Here is a 19,038-nt window from a genome sequence, read left to right as displayed (position 1 = left end):
GAGTGAACGAGTGAAAACAATAATCCTTAAGCCTTGCTTGCCAAAAATTCATCTGCCGTTTTCTCGACAGTCGTACCTTTAAAGAAGTCACGATTTAGGCTGGTGTACAACTCCAAGGGATGAATTGACAGGAAGTACTGCAAATCTTCTTCGGTGATAATCTTGCGTTCTACCATTGAATAGGTATTAGCTGCGATCGCAGTAATATCAGGTACATCCCAGTGACCAGAATCGGAACCCAAAAATGCTTTAACGCGTTGGCTTTGCCCGCCGTAGGCATCGCCATAGGGATTAGCTTTGCGGTTAAAGGCTTGAGCTACACGGGTATCATCTGATTCTGTGCCGAAATAGAAATGATTCAAGAAGCGATCGCGGATATCCTCTGGCTTCGTAACTCCTGCGACGGCGAATTCATCCAAATCACCTGGCTCTAAGGGAGCTAGTAATTCGGTGTGGAAACCTAGACCGCTACCTAGTTGATCCAAACGACCATGTACTAATTCATCACCATAACGGGTATAGAGTTCTAGCAGTTCTTCGCGATCAATATTCGCGGGATTGTTATTTTCCACCAAATGGTCTTTATTGCGGGTATCCCAGTGCCAAATCAAATCGGTGTACAAACTAGCACCCCAAGCTGAACCTCCTTCTAAAAAGGCAAACTTGAGTGTGGGGAAGCGGTGAGTTACACCACCAAAGAATAGAGATTTACACAGTGCTTCCGCAGCCGAAGCAAAGTGACCAATATGGTTGTATTGGTAATTGCTAATGGAACGCCGATTGATCCAGCCCATACCGGAAGAGTGGGTAGTGGGTACAACTTTCAGTTCTACGCACTTAGCCCAGAATGGATCGTAATCATACTTACTATCCAATCCAAAGGTGTCAATCCAGATGGCTTCGTTGGCGACTTCTTCGCCATACTTCTCGAAGGCGGGAATCGGGCGGCGGATATGTCCGGGAATTTGAATGGCTTTGAGTCCCAGCACTTTCACTGCATATTCCAACTCTGCGATCGCCTCTTCGGGCGTATTCATGGGGATGGAAGCAATGGGTGTTAAGCGATCGCTATAAGAACGGAAAATCTCAGCGTGGTAAGTGTTAGCTGCACGACAAACAGCCCGCCGCATTTCTTCATTCCCAATGTGTGGTGCCATCGTTGCCAAGTTGGGGTACACAACGGCAAAGTCTGTACCAGCTTCTTGTAAGCGTTCGTGCAGCAACTTCGGTAAACTAATCGTAGCTAAATTTAAAGCGTCGTTAGTGGGACGAGTCCAGAAAGGAGGGCGGGCGGTGCGGTTAGCGCGGCGTTCATCCCAAGATTGCTTGAACCATTTAGAGCGAGATGCACCGGGTAAGTGTTCTTGAAAACGTTGTGCGATCGCAGTTCCAGCAACTTGCTCTAAATAATCCAAGAATGCTGGGGGAAACTCTTGGGTATGTACATCGGTATCGATGATGGGATAACCCAGTTTTTCCCGAATTTGAGCAGACTTAGTTTTTCTGGGATGGTCTAATGCAATAGTCATAGTGTTCTACCTGATTTTTCAATTGGATTGGGTAGATAGTCAATGCTGATTCAGAAGTTTGTTTACTCTCTTCTCAACAGCAATTATTTTGAAGAAGTTGGGATTTTTCTTTACATATAATGTGGCGTGATTAGTAAAGATAAAATCTCGAAAATCAGCTTTACTGATAATTTCCTTCTCCATAAATACTCTCTGCGCCTCTGCGTGAGTTTTCATATCTTTAATTAACAAGGCTAATAAAATTAACGCGGTTGTTCATTAGCAGCCCAATCTGTTAATTTAAAGTCCGACTTTGCTAAACCCTGCGAGACTAAAAATTTCTTTGTCCCCTCTAAAAGTTTCACACCCTCAGCTGGTAATGGTTCTTCTGATATCTGTTTGAGTGGGAACGATACTTTGATAATATCGATGGGATATTTAGTAGTTTGGGCGTGGTAGTGATAATATTCTTCAGAATTAGCTTTTAAATCTTTGGTTGCTTCTGTGAGAATTGCATTAAATTTCTGGGGAAAATCAGGCTGTTTAGCCAGAAAGCTTTCGGTCGCTATAACTAATGATGTCCCTGACAAACCTTTATGATTCGCAGAAGAATCAATCACTGGAAACCCTTGCGATTTCAGAAAAGGCCCCAGATCACTTGAAGTTGCATAAGCCGCGACATCACCACGTTCTAAAGCCGCTTTTGCCTCAGTAGTCATTAAGTGGACAACTTTTACATCCTTGGCAATTTTAGCTTCAGCTAACAGACCCAGCAGATATCGATGCATATAAGAGCCTTTTTGGGTAGCTATTTTCTGACCTTTAAGTTCAGCGAGCGATCGCGGGCCATTCTTTTTCGCTACTAACCAGGCGATTGTATTAAATTGAGTAATCCGCAGCAGTCGGGTTTCAACACCCCTAGCTCTCAAAACTATGGCTGGTGTATCGCCTAAAGAGCCAACATCTAGTTTCCCTGCGACAAGAGCCTCATTTAGATCCGGCCCATTAGGAAATCGTGCAAAAGTAATATCTTTAAATCCCGCTTTTTGCAACTCACGATCTAAAATTCCCTTCTTCTTTGCCCAACCAAGTGGCCCTGTAGGTTCTGTACTACCTACATAACCTATTCGTAAGGTAGAAATGTTGTTAGATGCAGCTACAGCACTATTAACATTAATCGATTGAGCAGATTTAGTTTCGCCTTGGCTACATGCTGTAGTCAGTAGCAATAGGACATAAGCCACTGAGGTTGATAATCTTGTAATAGACATAAGGTGTCTAGGGCGTGTTTTCAAACCTCTCGTTAAGCACCCCAGTCTTTGTAGATCCCCCCATCCCCCCTTAAAAAGGGGGGATTTTAGAGTTTCTTTTTCCCCCTTAAAAAGGGGGGTTAGGGGGGATCTACGAGTTTGAAAACAGTCACTAGGCTCCAAATCCCTAACTTTTCTAGTTATAGGGCTACCTTCTGCTTCCTGCTTTCTGCCTCCTGCCTTCTTTAACGCCAGCATGACTCTTTTCCCCACGATGCTATTTCATCTGCTTGAGAATTTGGAATGTTTGATCGGCTTTTGCTGTTGATGTACGTTTATGTCCCCAACCAACGTTTTCACGGTAACTACCCAGTAAACCGACTTCTGCCAATTCTGCCTCGTTGACTGAAGTCGTCACATCACTTTCTGGTGCTACATAAAGAGCATCAACTGGACAATACAATTCGCACATATAACAGGTTTGGCAGTCACTCTGTCGGGCAATGGTTGGTGGCGCATTAGGTACACGGTCAAACACGTTGGTTGGACAAATGTTCACGCAGATATTACATTTTATGCACCGCGACTCGCTGACCAACTCAATCACACTGCTGCTCCTATTTTAGATTTTGGATTTTGAATTTTGGATTGGGAAATATCTTCTGTATTTAGTAGCGGCTGACTCTTCACCCAGACTTGATCTAATCCGCCACTAATCAGGTGATGTTGCTGGTTAGCATCAAGTTCTGGATAATCTAAGTGTCTGTGCATACCACGAGTTTCTTTACGTTCGATGGCACTGCTATACATCCATCGCGCTGTCGCTACCATCGCCGCAGCTTCTCGCGCCCGGATTAACTCTTTATCTGATGTTACCTGGCTACTGCGGAGTTCTTGCCAAAGATGATTTAGCTTACCCAAAGACTCGGTTAAGCCTTGTTCTGTACGGAAATAGTTCTTTTCGTAAGGGAATACTTCGGCTTGAACTGCTTGAATAATTTCATCAGTTGCTAAGGAGCGATCGCTCCCACTCTGTAATCCTACCTCTCCAACACCCTTAACATGGCGTTGAGTTTTCTGTTCTCCCAAACTGCGCGTATATTCATTCAGCAGCCGATTTCCCCGACCAATAGCCAGAAGATATTGCCCAAGCTGCATTGTGACTACCACCGCCAGTAAATCCGCCACAAATCAGTTCGCGTGTAGCCGCATCTCCAGCCGCATAGAGTCCGCGTACAGAACTAGCGCAACTCTCATCTACAATCCGAATTCCCCCCGTACCGCGCACAGTTCCCTCTAACCGCAGAGTCACAGGGAAACGTTGAGTAAATGGATCAATACCTGCACGGTCAAAGGGTAAAAAGAAGTTGGGCTGCGCTAGACGCATAGATGCCCGCATCGATTCTGCCGCTTTGTCTATGATGGCGTAAACTGGCTGTTGCAGCAATGTCTCGGCAATTACTGACCGTCTATGAGAACTTGCCCCCGGAATTACAGTCCCGTCTTCGTAGGTGAAGGTTGCCCAATTATAAAACAGGGTTTTGGTGACTGAAGAAAAGGCGAGAGAGATGCCGTAAGCATTGGAGAATTCCATACCCGACATCTCGGCACCAGCTTCTGCCGCCATTAAATAACCATCCCCTGTCAGGACGTTGCATCCTAACGCTTTGCTGAGAAACGCACAGCCGCCTGTAGCAATGATCGTGGAATGCGATCGCACTATCCATTTCTCACCAGTCTGACGATTCACACCTGTTGCACCAGCAACAGCACCATCGTCATCTACCAGTAGTTCTAAGGCGGGGCTGTTGTCTAAAATTTTGACTCCTGCCCGTTGAATTTGCCGCCGCATCAGCCGCATATACTCAGGCCCTTGCAGCGATCGCCGATAGGGTTTACCTTCATCGTCGGTAGGGAAGGGATAACCCCACTCTGCTAACTGATTGACGTTGACGTAGGTCTGATCCAGTACCCGATCCATCCAATTGCGATCGGATAAAAACCCACCCAACGATTCCCGACTTGCCTTTGCTGTTTCTCGTGCTTCTGGTTCAGGTGGCACATACCATACACCATTCCCAGATGCAGCAGCGCATCCAGTTGTACCACAATATCCTTTGTCTACGAGGATCACCCTAGCTCCACTTGATGCAGCACTCCATGCCGCCCAAGTTCCCGCTGGCCCACCTCCAATCACAAGCACATCCGCTTCTAAGTTGAGTTCAAAATCGGTTGTTAACGTCTTCAGCATCTACCATTTCCCCCCATCGATAAAGTCTCAAGCATCAAGTCTTCACCCCATCGATTCTGCAAAATATTTAGACATCTGTTTGCCTATCACAGGTTAACGGCTTACTAGTAGGCTTAAATTGTGGCTCCTTAAGATAGGTTGCCACCAGATTGGCATTAAACTAATTACATTATCTTGATCGATGAACCGTAGTTTATACTACAACAAAGCTTTTCACAGTTTTCGACAAAAAGCAAGCATCTTAGCAAATAAATTTAAACGTAAAGTTATGTAAAACAAACTTTGTTATCTCTCCAAAGAGACTTGCTTTTTACAGCATTTTGTGTATTTATCCAAAATTACTACATAAAATACTTAATTTCGATAAAATTACCGTATTTTAATAAATTTTTCCAAACAAGAGCAAGGAATCCCGTTCCAGCTTAAGGCATGTACCAATGTTTTTCAGAGTTCGAGCAAGAGTGAAAGTAGCTGATAGCTGATAAACTGTTTTGCGTCTAAAGTTTATAAATTCAAAGACTCTCGCTAAGAATGGCGAGGGTAAAAAATTGCTGAGGTGCATTGGCACAGAGGGAACCAGAAATATCTAGTTTCTGGAAATAACCATTTGGCAAAAATCTGTAAAAGACTGAAAGTTACAAAACGCCCAAAACTAATACTTACAGTCGGCTGTAAGCAACTGTAAGTATTAGTTATTTAGCCTGTTTTAACTGACTTCAGCTACTAGTTCCATAGCTGAATTGTATGATATCTCAAAAGTTTTTGCCAGAAGCATTTCGTGAAAATTACTTTTTTGAAAGTAAATGCGTGCCAGTGAAACAGCGCTAAATCTTTGTAACAATTGAATCGACTGTATGGGCGTACATCTGTATGCCCATACTTGGAAACCGAAGAAATTCCAAGAAACCCAACTCATCAATTAAATCTACTCCGAAATTTTGAGTACTGACTTTCGGGACTCAGACTTTTCTCTACGCAGACTCAGGGGATTTGAAACCTGCCTACGAGGGTTTTGTGTATAAAGCCCAATACGCATCGCTAGAAAACCTCCAGCAGTTTGCTTTTTAAGTGAGGTACAAAATGTAGGACTCACGCATCAGATATAAAGAGTTTCTACCTCCTGCCTCAAAATCCGTAGCTTTGTACTTCATGCAAAAGAAAACTGCTGTATATCTCTAGTTTTTACAGGTTAAAACCTAAAGACAGTACGAACCCAAGCAAATAAACTATCAGGATTGCTGGCATCAGAGTTCGGTGCAGTAATCCAGATCAAACCCGGCGTCACCTCAATATGATCTCCGATTTTATATTGGTAGAATGCCTCAACGTGTAGGGAAGTATCTTTGTCCGCTTGTCCTGCACCTGCTCCCAAATCTACACTCTTACTGAGATTGATGAGTTTCGGCTCCATACCAACTAAAAACCCCCCTAAAGCACCTTCACTAAAAAGATCCGGGAATGCCAGTCCTACCGCCCAATCCATAGCCTCGCCATCTCCGCGCCCCAAATAGCGGTGTGCTGCATAACTTACCCACGCATTGATTGCCAACTTGGGATTAACTTGATAGAACGCCTGTAGACCATAAAGGTTGCCCACAGTTCCCGCTCCAGCCACGGTGCTGTTTACCAGGTTACTGCCGACAGCTGGGCCGAAATTTGTTCCACTAAAACCTATGGTATTTGGTGGGCTATAGGTATTAACGTAAGTTGCCGCCACCCGAAAATTCCGATTAGAAGAGTAGTATATTAACTGTGCTAAAGCTAAATACCTGCCTGTAAATAAGCCATTATTAGGTGTCGCATTGTTACCGTTTGGTGCGCTATACGCTATCCCGAATTGAAGCTGTTTGCCTAATCCCTGGAGTATGGCAATACCGGGGCCGCTATCTCCATAGTTATAGACCAAAGACCGCCGTGAAAATCGTGAAATCCCATTAGCACCAGTCGCAGAAGACGATTCAAAATATGGGTTAATCGGGCCAGAAAGCCCTATCTCACTAGCTCCATCGGATAAGGGATAAATGTTGACTTGGGTATTTGGATAAGGTAAAAACCGATAGCGAACACCAGTGAGAGTAATAGTGTTGCGTGCAAAAGTAATACTGGAGTTATCAGCAGTTCTCCCCTCATAAGTTCCCAATAATCCAGCTCTTGTTTGTCCCAATGATTCAATATTTCCACCTCCTATTGTTATAGCTAGTGAATCTTTACCGTTAAAACTGGTATTTAACCGTAAAGAAGTAGAGCCTTGAAGTGTAGCATTGTGAGGTGCTGGTCTCTTGTTGACGACGTTATTGCCTGTTATAACTTCGCCAAGGACAATCTGAGATCGACCTATAAGTTTGGTTGTGGTCGTAAACTGAGTTGCTTCTAACTTCGCAGATCGCGTTTCCAAGCTATCTAAGCGTCCCCGAAGTTGAGCGAGTTCTGGAGAAAACTGTTCTTGTAGCTTTTTGATGGTATCCAAGTCTTCCCGTTTGACTAAATCTGTCGTTGAAGTCGCTATTAGTTCATTGAGGCGATCTAAAGCTGCATTCAACCCAGCTGCAAATTCATAGCGCGTTAGAGAACGATCGCCTTTAAATGTACCATCTGTATATCCTGCAATTACACCGTAGCGCTCAACTAGAGACTGTAATGCTTGAAATGCCCAATCTGTCGGCTTAACATCTGACAGTTGTGAGACGGATGTCACTTGCCCTGCTACATTATTTGTAGCTTTTTTACTAGTTAGCGGTGCAACTTCCAACAATTGTGAGACAGGTGTCACTGTTCCCGTAACATTATTTGCAGCCTTTTCACTACTTAACGGTGCAATTGAAGTTTCTACTGTTTGATTGACAACTGCTTCTGGAGCTTTGTTTACTTCTACTTGGACAGTAGCTGCATCAGATTTAGGCAGTTCAGCCTTACTTTTTGCCGGATAAAAAACTAGGATAATTAGAATATCTAGCAACGAAAGCAGCAACATTAGGCATCTATAATTCCAGCGAAAATTCGACATGACTCCTCAACTCCTCAACCTTAATGACGAATAAACTAGCTCTAAATTGGACAGAAAAACCAGCATAAAACCTTGATCTAATATTTCTGCTAAACCATTAGATAATAGATTTAGCAAAGGTTTGGCTGGTGAGAAAAGTACAAATCTCCGATAAATATTGAAATCAGTACTATAGCGGTTCTCAGTTGAGTGAGGTACAAGAACCCCACCCCCAACCCCCTCCCCGCTCTTCGAGAGGGGGCTATGACGTACCTCATGTGATTAGGAAACGCTATAAGCAGTTGAATGGACAATCCAAAATTCGCAGTAGACTATGAATTATGGCGCTTGAAAGAATCCTAGAAATGTCTTGGATGAGACAATCACTGCCTTAGCAAAGACTCCTCTCCTTTTAAGGGAAACTCAACCACACGCTATGTGAACTGATACTTCTGAGACATCCTAATGCCGTTTTTATTGGTTATGCTGTACAAAGTTCATCAATGGCTACTAACATTGACTAAAGGTTGATTTGGATTCAAGTTATTATTTGCCAATTAACATTAGCTGAAAACACTAATTTGTAATCAGCTATATTTTGACAGCATCAATTGTTAGATAAATACAATAAGTCTATCGATTTACCGTACTTTTGTAGAATTATCTTTGCATAGAGCTTGCTACAATGCAAGACCCAGTACTTTTTCATGAGGCGAAAATATGTCAAAATTCTTGGCTAAGTCAACTCAAGCAACTGCGATCGCGTAGCGTGTCGTAGACAATCACCGCAGATAGTCAGTTTGTATCTTTGCGTCTTTCTGGCGATCCGATTTATGCTACTTAAAGGCACATCAGCCAGTTTGGTGAGATATTGTTAGCGGGGAAACAGTCGATTTTCAAGGCAATTAGGGACTCCCACTTAAAAAAACATCCCATCGTAGGGACGCAAAGCCTTCATACGTGTCAACTTCAGCCCAAACCCCTTTAAAACCTCGTTTCCAGCTTCTGGTTGGAAATGCACTTCAATTGCGGCTCTGCCACCAGTCTTGAGGTGGCAGCCCCGATAGGCATTCCCAGTCTCCGACTGGGGGAACGAGACAAGCTCTAAAAGCTTTTTTTAGGCAGGCTTTCACGTGAAGTTGACACCAATGTAAGGCCAAGATCCCCTAGAAATGTACAAATAATTTTGGATAATTTATTTTTTGTCAGTCCCTATAACCTCTCTATAAAGCAATATGCTTGGGTTAAAGCCAAAAACCTATAACCTGCGTAGGTTGGGTTGAGGAACGAAACCCAACATTTTTCGTGGTTTGTTGGGTAACACGAACGTTCAACCCAACCTACAACTATCCTTAACCCAAGCGTATTGCTCTATAAGGGTTTCAGGTAACGCATCATTAATTTCTGGAGATGTCTATCAAATATATGGATGAGGAAGCGATCGCTAAAGCTAAAAAAGACTTTGCTAGTTCTGATTCTGAAGGACAGTACCAATGTCAAGACTTGTCTAGATTTTGAATACTAATATCTTCTAAATTATCTAGTTTGTCAGAATTGTTCGTTGAGTTGGAGGATTTGTAATAGAAACCACCGACCTCAGCCAAAGTGTAGAGGGGTCTGGCTTTAACTTCTTCGTAGATGCGCCCTACATATTCGCCTAAGATGCCAACACTGACTAACTGCACAGATCCGAGAAAGAAAATTGCCATCAATATAATCGTAAACCCGGTTAAAGGCGAATGGGGGACAAAAAGACGCCAATACAAGACTAATAAAGCCATGAAGATGGCCACCGTTGCCGCCACTAAGCCTAAGTAGGTTGATAACCGCAGTGGCACTATTGAAAAGGATACTAAACCATTAATAGCAAGCGCCAAGGATTTGCTGAAAGTGTATTTAACTTCCCCAGCAAAGCGGGGGTTGCGCTCAAACCGAATTGCTGTTTGCTGAAAGCCAACCCAAGAACGCAGACCACGAATGTAGCGGGTGCGTTCTGGCATAGAATTGAGAATATCTACGATCTGCCGATCCATTAAGCAAAAATCACCAGTATCAGTAGGAATCTCTACATCTGCAAGCTTCTTGAGGATGCGATAAAAAAAGTAAGCAGTAAAACGCTTAAACCATCCTTCCTTGCGGCGTAGAGTGCGTTGAGCGTAGACGACCTGATAGCCTTGTCGCCATTTTTCAACCATGTCGGGGATTAGTTCTGGTGGATCTTGCAAGTCAGCATCAAGGATGACAATAACTTGACCCCGGACAAAATTAAGACCAGCAGTAACTGCAATTTGATGACCAAAGTTACGAGCAAAGCTCAGATAGCAAATGCGCGGGTCTTTTTGATGGAGGTCTCGTATTAGTTGTAGGGAGCGATCGCGGCTACCATCATTGATTAAAATTAATTCTACAGGGCCGTCCATCCGATTCATTACTGCACTCAGTCTGCGGTATAATTCAGGAATAATTTCTTCTTCGTTATAAATTGGAACAATCAATGAATACTTTGGTACCATCTAAAAATCCCATTTAATTTTTGAATAGCCAAGCTGACCGACTGCTTGTGATCATCAAGGTTTGGTTCTCAGTATACCTAGCAAGACTCAAGTCAGATTCCCATAATTTATTTATTCTTCGGATTTTTATAATCTGAAGAGTCCGATTTTTTCAGGCTTTCTACAGCTTTTTTGGGAAAAGTCCGACGATGGCGATACCAAGTAGACCCTGCTACCAGCGTTCCAGTTAAGCCTAAGGCGAGTACTAGCGGCAAGAAATCGCCTGTTTTGACTGCCTTCAGACCAGAACTACCTAATAGTACAAAAGGTAAGACACTAGGAACAGTACCAAGTGTTGTACCTAGAACATAATCTTTAAAGCTGATCGAAGTTAGTCCAGCGACAAAGTTGACCAAGCCATAGGGCATAATCGGTACTAGTCGGATGGCAAACATATAAAAAAGCCCTCCACGACGCACCTCAGCATCCATAGCTTGCCAGCGTCCTGCTAGTCGTTTTGCAACTGTTTGGCGTCCAATAGTCCGAGTAAAAATAAAGGCAATAATTGCCGCAATAACTGCTCCAACACTAGTCCAGACAGTACCCAGCCAAGGGCCAAAAATTGCCCCTCCAGTCAAATTTAGCACCGTTGAGGGCAAAACTAACATCGTTGCCACTACATACAAAGCAATATAAATAACAGGTGCCCAGATACCAGAAGATTTTAGCAAAGCTTGAATTTGTGCTGGTTCAATGCCGCCAATCAGATATACTGCTATACCAGTCGCAATTATGCAACTCAGTGTGAGTAGGATAATACCAGCTTTCAAGTTCCACACTAGAATACTCCTACTTTTTTTGTAACCCAACCCATCTTTCTCAAATTTCCCCTTTAATAAATTCTTGAAAACTTTGGTTCTGGAAACTAGTACAGCTTGAGGGAAATCTAGTTACCATCTCAATTAACCAGACCAGTTGCTCAGAGCAACTGGTTAAAGGTAGGCAAACTGACGCCACAGTGTAGAGGAAATATTGGATTAGACAGTCTGGACATCAGTGATTATAACCTTTATCCAAGCAGAGACCAAAAAACCGCAAGGTAGAAAGGCTTCTGTCGATGAAACCGGAAGCTCACACTTCAAAGTCGCAAAAATGTAGGTAATTAATATACAACTTGTGTTCTTCACGACAGCCATTGTTGCAACAAAAGTGTCATGATTATCAGGATTATCCGCGAGAAAGTCAATTTTGTGGGCAGTTATTTTTTATGAATCGTTAATCAATACTGGTTTTTTAAATAATTTCCTGTAAAATACTGATTAGTAACTACGGTAATTCTGTCGGCTTGCCGTAGTTCTGCCCTGACCCACTGACAAACATGCAAATTCTCTGGTTTATTCCTACTGGATCTCATGACGGACGCTATTTAGGCACAGATATTGGCTCTCGTGTTGCCACACCTGATTATTTGCAGCAAATTGCCCAAGCTGTGGATAGTTTAGGCTACACGGGTGCATTGTTACCCACAGGGAGTTCTTGTGAAGATGCTTGGATAACTGCCGCTGCTTTTATATCTGTCACCAAGCAGATGAAATTTCTGGTAGCAATTCGCCCAGGAATTACTTCCCCAGGTGCAGCAGCACGGATGGCAGCAACATTTGACCGGATTTCTAAAGGAAGATTGTTGATTAATGTGGTTACAGGTGGAGATCCTGTGCAACTGGCTGGGGATGGCTTGCATCTTAGTCATGACGATCGCTATGATTTAACCGATGAATTTCTCACAGTTTGGCGGGGTATTGTCAGTGGAGAAACAGTTGATTTTAAAGGAAACTACCTGGATATCAAAGGTGGTAAACTCCTATTTCCACCAGTTCAAAAACCCTATCCACCTTTGTGGTTTGGTGGCTCATCTGCTGCTGCCAAGCGAGTTGCTGCTAAACACATTGATGTTTATCTGACTTGGGGCGAACCTCCACAGCAAGTTGCCCAAAAGATTGCCGAAGTCCGAAAATTAGCGGCTGAACAAGGCAGAACAGTCCGTTTTGGGATTCGCTTGCATGTAATTGTGCGAGAAACCGAGTCTGCGGCTTGGGATGCTGCCAATGAGCTAATTAAGTATGTGGATAAGGATGCGATCGCAAAAGCTCAGAAAGACTTTGCTAGTTCTGATTCTGAGGGACAGCGGCGCATGAGTCAACTACATAGTGGTAGTCGAGAAGCCTTAGAGATTAGCCCCAACCTGTGGACAGGAATTGGATTGGTGCGGGGTGGTGCTGGTACAGCCCTAGTTGGAGATCCCGACACCGTTGCCGCTAGGATGCTGGAATATCGCAATTTAGGCATAGAAACTTTCGTTTTGTCTGGATATCCCCATTTAGAAGAAGCGTATCGCACCGCTGAATTATTATTTCCACGCCTACCTTTGCAGAGCGAACCTGCACCTTTAACGCCACCAGTCTTGAGTTCTGTTGGCGAAATCGTCGCCAATGAAAAATTTGCTAAACAACTAACGAGTGCCTCATGACTATACCAATTTTAGATTTGGGATTTGGGATTAAGCAAAAACACCAAATTTAAAGTCTAAAATCCCAAATTTATGTTTCTAGATTCATCCTTGTAGAAATCTAAAATCCAAAATCCAAAATTCCATGACTATTACCTTTAAACACACCAAAAGCAACAATAATATATCCCTGAGCGAGGTGTTAGACAACCCGCAAATCGAGAAAATAATTCCCTGGATTGTGCCCGTTTCAGTTCTAGTACTTTGGGAACTTGCTTCCAGAACTGGTTTACTCTCAATCAGAATTTTACCAGCCCCTAGTGGCGTAATCGCTACAGCGATTAAACTAGCCTCCACCGGAGAATTGTTCCAAAATATCGGAATTAGTGCTGGGCGGGCGATATCTGGTTTTATAGTTGGTGGCAGTATTGGCTTCGGTTTGGGATTACTCAATGGCTTTTCTCGTGTTGCAGAAAACTTATTAGATAGTTCCCTGCAAATGCTCCGCACTATCCCTAATTTAGCATTAATTCCGCTGGTAATTCTCTGGTTTGGTATTGGTGATCAAGCTAGATTATTCCTAGTGGCTATGGGGGTATTTTTTCCGTTATATCTCAATACATTTCATGGCATCCGCAGTGTTGATCCTGAACTGATTGAAATGGGAAAAGTCTATGGATTGAAAACACCACAACTTCTGTGGCAAATCATTTTTCCAGGAGCCTTGTCTTCGATTCTCGTTGGTGTCCGCTTTTCCTTGGGGATTATGTGGCTGACACTAATTGTGGCAGAAACGATCGCGGCAGATTCTGGTCTTGGTTATATGGCAATGAATGCCCGTGAGTTTATGCAAACTGATGTTGTGGTCTTGAGTATTGTGATCTATGCATTGCTGGGTAAATTAGCAGATGCTGTTGCCAGAGGATTAGAAACAAAATTCTTGGCTTGGAACCCAAATTATCAAAAGTCATAAATGCTAAAGTTACCAAAGTCAAAAATTGAAACTTCTTGATTTTCAATTCTATTCATTTTGAGTTTGATTTAGAAATTCAACGTTTCATCAAATAATTAAATTTCGATTGTTCTGAAAAAGGAGGTTTTGCAAGTGAGTTATAATGATGTAGAAGGTACACGACTAAGTATTTTGGATTTGACGAAGGCTTTTGGCAAGAAAACTGTTTTAAACTCAGTCAATTTAGAAGTCGAACCAGGTGAGTTTGTGGCTATTGTCGGACGCAGTGGTTGCGGTAAGAGTACCTTATTACGTCTTGTGTCAGGATTAGATAAAGCGACTTCAGGCGGAATACTACTGAATGGGGAACCACTGCGTAGACTCAGCCGCTCCGTAACAGTGATGTTTCAAGATTCACGCTTGCTGCCGTGGAAGCGCGTTGTTCAGAACGTGGGGTTGGGCTTGGAAGGTAATTGGCGTGAAAAAGCTTTGTGGGCACTCGATAAAGTCGGACTCCAAGATCGGGCTGATGAGTGGCCATATGTCTTATCTGGTGGACAACGGCAACGGGTATCATTGGCAAGAGCGTTAGTCAGTCAGCCCCGTTTGTTGTTGCTAGATGAACCTTTGGGAGCATTGGATGCTCTAACTCGCCTAGAGATGCAGCATTTGATTGAGAACTTGTGGCAAGAGCGGAGATTTACTGCGTTTTTGGTTACTCATGATGTGGAAGAGGCTGTGGCATTGGCAGACCGAGTTATACTGATTGAAGAAGGACAGATTACTCTAGACCTACCTGTGAAACTTTCACGCCCGCGAGATAGAAGTAGCGAAGTGTTTGTCAATATCAGAGAAGCAGTTTTACAGCGAGTAATGAGCAATGAAGCTACTCAGGTAAATAACCACTTGTTGCAGTTGAGTAGTTGAGATTTAAGCTTTCTTAGTCAGTTGATATTAAACTTGAGGTAGCTGAGGTAAATAGGCTACTTCGAGATTAGAACTTCCTCTTAAAAAGCAGCTATACTATAGCAATCAAAAATTATTTTGAACACTCAAAATACCTCTATGCGGCTCTGGGTGCTTTTTCTATATTCACAACCTAGATAAACGAGAACATAATAACTATTAATTTATATTGTTTTATTGAAAAAAAACGATAAATATCTATTATTTATAATTAATCTAATGATAATTATAAAATTAACAAAGTATGACGCAGAAGGTTATAGACAGATCAGATTAGAAGCTTTATATAGAAATCCAGATTCATTTGGCACAATATATCATGAAGAAGCAATTAAGACGATAGAACAATTTCGGGATAGAATCCCAATAGATAACAACAACTTTATTTTGGGCTGCTTTGAGGATAAAGAGTTAATTGCAATAGTCGCATTTCACCAAGAATCAAGAATAAAACTCAGGCATAAAGCATATATTAGTAGTATGTATGTTCAAGAAGAATATCGAGGAAAACGTATAGGTAAATTATTACTAAATGAATTAATTGAAGGAGCAAAAGCTATTATTGAGGTAGAAATATTATTACTTGATATTGTTCAAAATAATTTCTTCGCAAAACAACTTTATTTATCATTTGGCTTCCAAATATATGGACTAGAGAAAATGGCGTATAAATTTAATAATCAATATTTTTATCTGGAGCTTATGTGTTTAAGGATTAAAGAAAAAGAGCTAAATTTTTACTAAAAATCATAATTTTTTCCAAGAAAAAATAGCACTCAATTTTTTATAAAACAGAGGCAATTTCTAGAGATAAGCCTGTAAATAAAGAAGAGGTAATCTACAATGAAGCTCATTTTGCCGCTCGATTTGGTTGCTGAGATTGAGCCGCATCTACCACCTGATACAGAGGTTGTCAGGGTAGATGTTGAAGGAAATTTAGACGAAGATGCTAGCGATGCTGAAGTCTATTTTAGTTGGTTTTTATTCAGAAGCCCGACGCTGCATAAAATAATAGCAGCAGCACCTGCACTACGTTGGCATCATGCACCAAATGCAGGCGTGAATCACATCCTGACACAAACTTATTTGGAAAGAGATATTATCCTCACAAATGGGGCTGGAGTGCATGGGATTCCGATCGCAGAATTTGTGATCACTTATATACTGGCTCATGCCAAACACCTGCAAGAATTATATACTTTACAAGCAGAACGTCACTGGAAAAGAGGCTTTGCTATCCAAGAGTTGACAGATGCAACCTTGCTAATTATTGGCGCTGGCGGCATTGGTCAAGAAATTGCCGCCCGTGCTAAACCCTTCGGCTTAAGAATTATTGGCAGTCGCCGTCATCCCCAAGAGCTACCAAATTTTGATAAAGTAGTGGGTGTTGATGAATGGCGATCGCTCCTGCCAGGGGTTGATTATGTAGTTATTGCGACACCACTAACTCCAGAAACCAAAGAATTTATTGATGAATCTGTATTGCGATCGCTACCAAAACATGCATACCTAATTAATATCGCTCGCGGCGGTGTAATCGATGAATCTGCATTAATAAAAGCGCTCACAGAAGGTTGGATTGCAGGTGCAGCATTAGACACAGTTAATTCAGAACCGTTACCACCAGAAAGTCCTTTGTGGTCACTTCCTAACATCTTTATCACACCTCATACTTCCGGTCATTCACCAAAAAGTAAACAGCGTTCAATAGCGCTATTTATCGACAATCTGAAGCGTTACCAAGCTGGTCAGCCGTTACGAAATGTAGTGGACAAAGAAGCAGGATACTAAGTATTGGGCATTGGGCATTGGGCATTGGTAAAGAATTTAACTTTTAATCTTCCCTCTCTGCTCTAATACTTAATCTGTTAATTAACCCTCTGAAAATTTACAATGAAATGGGAGAGTAGCAAATGGTGAAACTAATTTTACCCGATCATCTCATTGCTGATATTGAGCCACACCTACCATCTGATATAGATGTTGTGGAGGTGGATAGTGAAGGTAATCTGGATGGTGATGTTAGTGATGCAGAAGTTTATGTCAACGGGTTCTACCTGAAAACCTCTACCCTTGACAAAGTGCTGACAGCAGCACCCAGACTGCGTTGGCAACAATCGCCCAGTGCTGGCGTGAATCACATCCTCACGCCAACTTTTTTGCAAAAGGACATTATCCTTACTAATGGCGCGGGGGTTCACGCAATTCCAATTTCTGAATTTGTACTAGCATTCATGCTCTATCACGCTAAGAATTTGCGGAAATTGCAAACTTTGCAGGATGAACACACTTGGGTAAGAGGAGTGTTTCTCGAAGAGTTGGCAGACGCGACTTTATTAATTCTCGGCACAGGAAATATTGGTCAGGCGATCGCATCTCGTGCCAAAGCCTTTGGAGTTAAAGTTTGGGGTAGTCGCCGCCATCCCGAACCCCTAGCGAATTTTGACAAAGTTGTCGGTGCCGATGAGTGGCGATCGCTCCTACCTGCCGCCGACTATGTAGTTATTGCTACACCATTAACTCCAGAAACTAAAGGCTTGATCGATGAAGCTGCATTGCGCTCTATGCGTCAATCTGCTTACCTAATTAATATTGCTCGTGGTGCGATCGTGGATGAACTTGCATTGCTCACCGCACTACGGGAGGGATGGATTGCGGGTGCTGGATTAGATACAGTGGCGACAGAACCTCTGCCGCCGGAAAGTCCCTTGTGGTCGCTACCGAATGCCTTTATCACACCCCATTGTTCAGCCCTATCACCACGGTTGAGAGAGCGCATAGCACAACTGTTTATCGACAATCTCAAACGCTACCAAACCGGTCAGCCCTTGCGGAATGTCGTAGATAAGCAAGCAGGATACTAAAGGATGGCGCGAGAGAACTGAAGTCTGCAAAGGATATTTTGAGTGGTAACTTCATGATTGTAGGCGCTCCCAGTGCGATCGCAGACCCAGGTAAAAATGCTGCGATCGCTGACTTCCTCTGTAGGATAAAAAAGTCGCAAGCTTGGCGCGAATCAATTTGGAAACCTGGGCAAAAAGTTATGCTTCAGCCATCGGTGTACATGAAAGCATTGTCCTAGAACAAGTAAAGCAGGAAGAAAAACAACGCCATGTTCAGGTTCTCCCTACCTCCGATGAAGCGATCGCCTCACAGCAAGAGGTAGCTGACACCTTTGCGGAAGCTGGTGTCCTCCCAGCTAAGGTTAATGTGAAACCTCTGTGGGACACTACTTTTAATGATGCGATCGCTAAGTGCAGCATTTGACACTGCCACTTACTTGCATTCGTCGGGGAGCATAAAGGAAAAACCAGTGAACAATATCAACTCTAAAGACTTAACTGCTTTGCTTGCGGTGGCTTTTTAGCTTCGTCGAACTCACGTAAAATATGTCAAATTATTAACAAAGGTTGTATTAAACATCAAGTAAATGTATTTTCCTAGCTAGTAATCTCTCTGTCTACAACCATTTGATCCCCAATTAGTCAAATTTTATACAATTATAATCTTTAAAAAATCAAATTTTATGCTATTAGAATCTTTGAAAAAAGGCAAATATTTTGTAGTAACTGTCTCAGTTATGACTTTATCGTTTGGCACTATCATGCCCCAAGCGTTTATAGAACAGGCTGAGGCAGCAACCTGCAATGTTCAAATTGGCAAGACCATCCGTAGCGGGAATACAATTATTGGGTACGGAAGCTTAAGTAACTGTCCATATACATCATCAGCAAACTTAATAATTCAACGCAGCCGTTTTTATGGTTGGCAGGATATGGCAACTGTCAAGGTTACTGGATCTAAAGATGTGTACGTAAGCTATAACTGTAGCGGCACTGGAACCCACGATTTTCGTACCACTATCAGTGGATATACAGTTGGTGGAAAATTCAGATTTAAAGAATCGAATCACATTAAAGCCTCCTGCTAAAAGTGAAAGATGCGCTTAAAGTCTTACATTCAGTAGATCGAAAAGTTTTCCAAAACCCTTACCAGCCACTCATTCGAGTTTAGAAACGCAATTAATTTGCCGCAATCCTTTTAGAGTCTGGTTTTCGAGGAACGAGCGTTGTTAGTGGGTTAAGAGTTGAGTGCAAGCGATAGCGATCTTCAACTCCAAACGTCGCCTA

Annotated in this window: 15 protein-coding genes and 1 pseudogene; 9 read left to right on the top strand and 7 right to left on the bottom strand. The window is 42.6% G+C overall.

The features are described from left to right. Positions 1–26: 26 nt before the first annotated feature. From V7K30_RS22385 to V7K30_RS22355, 7 genes and pseudogenes are all read right to left on the bottom strand, one after another. Positions 27–1,529, bottom strand: coding sequence for an amidohydrolase family protein (locus V7K30_RS22385; RefSeq protein ID WP_335002997.1), 1,503 nt, complete (start codon positions 1,527–1,529; stop codon positions 27–29). Between the two features lie 242 nt (positions 1,530–1,771). Beyond that, positions 1,772–2,779, bottom strand: coding sequence for an ABC transporter substrate-binding protein (locus tag V7K30_RS22380; RefSeq protein WP_335002995.1), 1,008 nt, complete (start codon positions 2,777–2,779; stop codon positions 1,772–1,774). A gap of 256 nt (positions 2,780–3,035) precedes the next feature. Continuing rightward, positions 3,036–3,365 carry a ferredoxin family protein gene (locus tag V7K30_RS22375; RefSeq protein ID WP_335002993.1) on the bottom strand — a complete coding sequence of 110 codons (330 nt, stop codon included), beginning with the start codon at positions 3,363–3,365 and terminating at the stop codon, positions 3,036–3,038. Beyond that, positions 3,362–5,009 (bottom strand): annotated as a pseudogene (locus V7K30_RS22370) (FAD-dependent oxidoreductase). The gene V7K30_RS22375 and the pseudogene V7K30_RS22370 overlap by 4 nt, the downstream one beginning before the upstream one ends. Positions 5,010–6,198: 1,189 nt before the next feature. Beyond that, positions 6,199–8,013, bottom strand: coding sequence for an iron uptake porin (locus tag V7K30_RS22365; protein WP_335002991.1), 1,815 nt, complete (start codon positions 8,011–8,013; stop codon positions 6,199–6,201). 1,475 nt (positions 8,014–9,488) lie between these two features. Next, positions 9,489–10,505, bottom strand: coding sequence for a glycosyltransferase family 2 protein (locus tag V7K30_RS22360; RefSeq protein WP_335002989.1), 1,017 nt, complete (start codon positions 10,503–10,505; stop codon positions 9,489–9,491). Between the two features lie 107 nt (positions 10,506–10,612). Then, positions 10,613–11,323, bottom strand: a complete 711-nt coding sequence (locus tag V7K30_RS22355) for a TVP38/TMEM64 family protein (RefSeq protein WP_335002987.1) — start codon at positions 11,321–11,323, stop codon at positions 10,613–10,615. Positions 11,324–11,862: 539 nt separating this feature from the next. On the opposite strand from V7K30_RS22355, the gene ssuD reads away from it, so the two are divergent. From ssuD to V7K30_RS22310, 9 genes are all read left to right on the top strand, one after another. After that, on the top strand, positions 11,863–13,011 hold the full coding sequence (gene ssuD, locus V7K30_RS22350) for an FMNH2-dependent alkanesulfonate monooxygenase (protein WP_335002985.1): 1,149 nt from the start codon (positions 11,863–11,865) through the stop codon (positions 13,009–13,011). A 124-nt stretch (positions 13,012–13,135) separates the two neighbouring features. Further along, positions 13,136–13,963, top strand: coding sequence for an ABC transporter permease subunit (locus tag V7K30_RS22345; protein ID WP_335002983.1), 828 nt, complete (start codon positions 13,136–13,138; stop codon positions 13,961–13,963). 132 nt (positions 13,964–14,095) lie between these two features. Further along, positions 14,096–14,869, top strand: a complete 774-nt coding sequence (locus V7K30_RS22340; protein WP_335002981.1) for an ATP-binding cassette domain-containing protein — start codon at positions 14,096–14,098, stop codon at positions 14,867–14,869. A gap of 258 nt (positions 14,870–15,127) precedes the next feature. Continuing rightward, positions 15,128–15,652, top strand: a complete 525-nt coding sequence (locus tag V7K30_RS22335) for a GNAT family N-acetyltransferase (RefSeq protein WP_335002979.1) — start codon at positions 15,128–15,130, stop codon at positions 15,650–15,652. Between the two features lie 99 nt (positions 15,653–15,751). Next, the gene (locus V7K30_RS22330) at positions 15,752–16,699 is read left to right on the top strand and encodes a D-2-hydroxyacid dehydrogenase (protein WP_335002977.1); all 948 of its coding nucleotides are present in this window, start codon (positions 15,752–15,754) and stop codon (positions 16,697–16,699) included. A gap of 122 nt (positions 16,700–16,821) precedes the next feature. Further along, positions 16,822–17,772, top strand: a complete 951-nt coding sequence (locus V7K30_RS22325; RefSeq protein ID WP_335002975.1) for a D-2-hydroxyacid dehydrogenase — start codon at positions 16,822–16,824, stop codon at positions 17,770–17,772. Positions 17,773–17,825: 53 nt separating this feature from the next. Beyond that, positions 17,826–17,990 carry a hypothetical protein gene (locus V7K30_RS22320; protein WP_335002973.1) on the top strand — a complete coding sequence of 55 codons (165 nt, stop codon included), beginning with the start codon at positions 17,826–17,828 and terminating at the stop codon, positions 17,988–17,990. Continuing rightward, complete coding sequence (locus V7K30_RS22315) at positions 17,930–18,175, top strand: hypothetical protein (protein ID WP_335002971.1); 246 nt, start codon at positions 17,930–17,932, stop codon at positions 18,173–18,175. The genes V7K30_RS22320 and V7K30_RS22315 overlap by 61 nt, the downstream gene beginning before the upstream one ends. Before the next feature lie 313 nt (positions 18,176–18,488). Then, positions 18,489–18,839, top strand: a complete 351-nt coding sequence (locus tag V7K30_RS22310) for a hypothetical protein (RefSeq protein ID WP_335002970.1) — start codon at positions 18,489–18,491, stop codon at positions 18,837–18,839. Positions 18,840–19,038 lie beyond the last annotated feature (199 nt).

The organism is Nostoc sp., from assembly GCF_036917655.1.
Taxonomy (GTDB): domain Bacteria; phylum Cyanobacteriota; class Cyanobacteriia; order Cyanobacteriales; family Nostocaceae; genus Nostoc.
This window is presented reverse-complemented; position numbering and strand designations above follow the sequence as displayed.

What these genes read in the sequence shown, in the direction of transcription:
- V7K30_RS22385 (WP_335002997.1), bottom strand. Translation starts at nt 1,529, where the DNA reads ATGACTATTGCATTAGACCATCCCAGAAAAACTAAGTCTGCTCAAATT.
- V7K30_RS22380 (WP_335002995.1), bottom strand. Translation starts at nt 2,779, where the DNA reads ATGTCTATTACAAGATTATCAACCTCAGTGGCTTATGTCCTATTGCTA.
- V7K30_RS22365 (WP_335002991.1), bottom strand. Translation starts at nt 8,013, where the DNA reads ATGTCGAATTTTCGCTGGAATTATAGATGCCTAATGTTGCTGCTTTCG.
- V7K30_RS22360 (WP_335002989.1), bottom strand. Translation starts at nt 10,505, where the DNA reads ATGGTACCAAAGTATTCATTGATTGTTCCAATTTATAACGAAGAAGAA.
- ssuD (WP_335002985.1), top strand. Translation starts at nt 11,863, where the DNA reads ATGCAAATTCTCTGGTTTATTCCTACTGGATCTCATGACGGACGCTAT.
- V7K30_RS22345 (WP_335002983.1), top strand. Translation starts at nt 13,136, where the DNA reads ATGACTATTACCTTTAAACACACCAAAAGCAACAATAATATATCCCTG.
- V7K30_RS22335 (WP_335002979.1), top strand. Translation starts at nt 15,128, where the DNA reads ATGATAATTATAAAATTAACAAAGTATGACGCAGAAGGTTATAGACAG.
- V7K30_RS22330 (WP_335002977.1), top strand. Translation starts at nt 15,752, where the DNA reads ATGAAGCTCATTTTGCCGCTCGATTTGGTTGCTGAGATTGAGCCGCAT.
- V7K30_RS22325 (WP_335002975.1), top strand. Translation starts at nt 16,822, where the DNA reads ATGGTGAAACTAATTTTACCCGATCATCTCATTGCTGATATTGAGCCA.
- V7K30_RS22320 (WP_335002973.1), top strand. Translation starts at nt 17,826, where the DNA reads ATGATTGTAGGCGCTCCCAGTGCGATCGCAGACCCAGGTAAAAATGCT.
- V7K30_RS22310 (WP_335002970.1), top strand. Translation starts at nt 18,489, where the DNA reads ATGACTTTATCGTTTGGCACTATCATGCCCCAAGCGTTTATAGAACAG.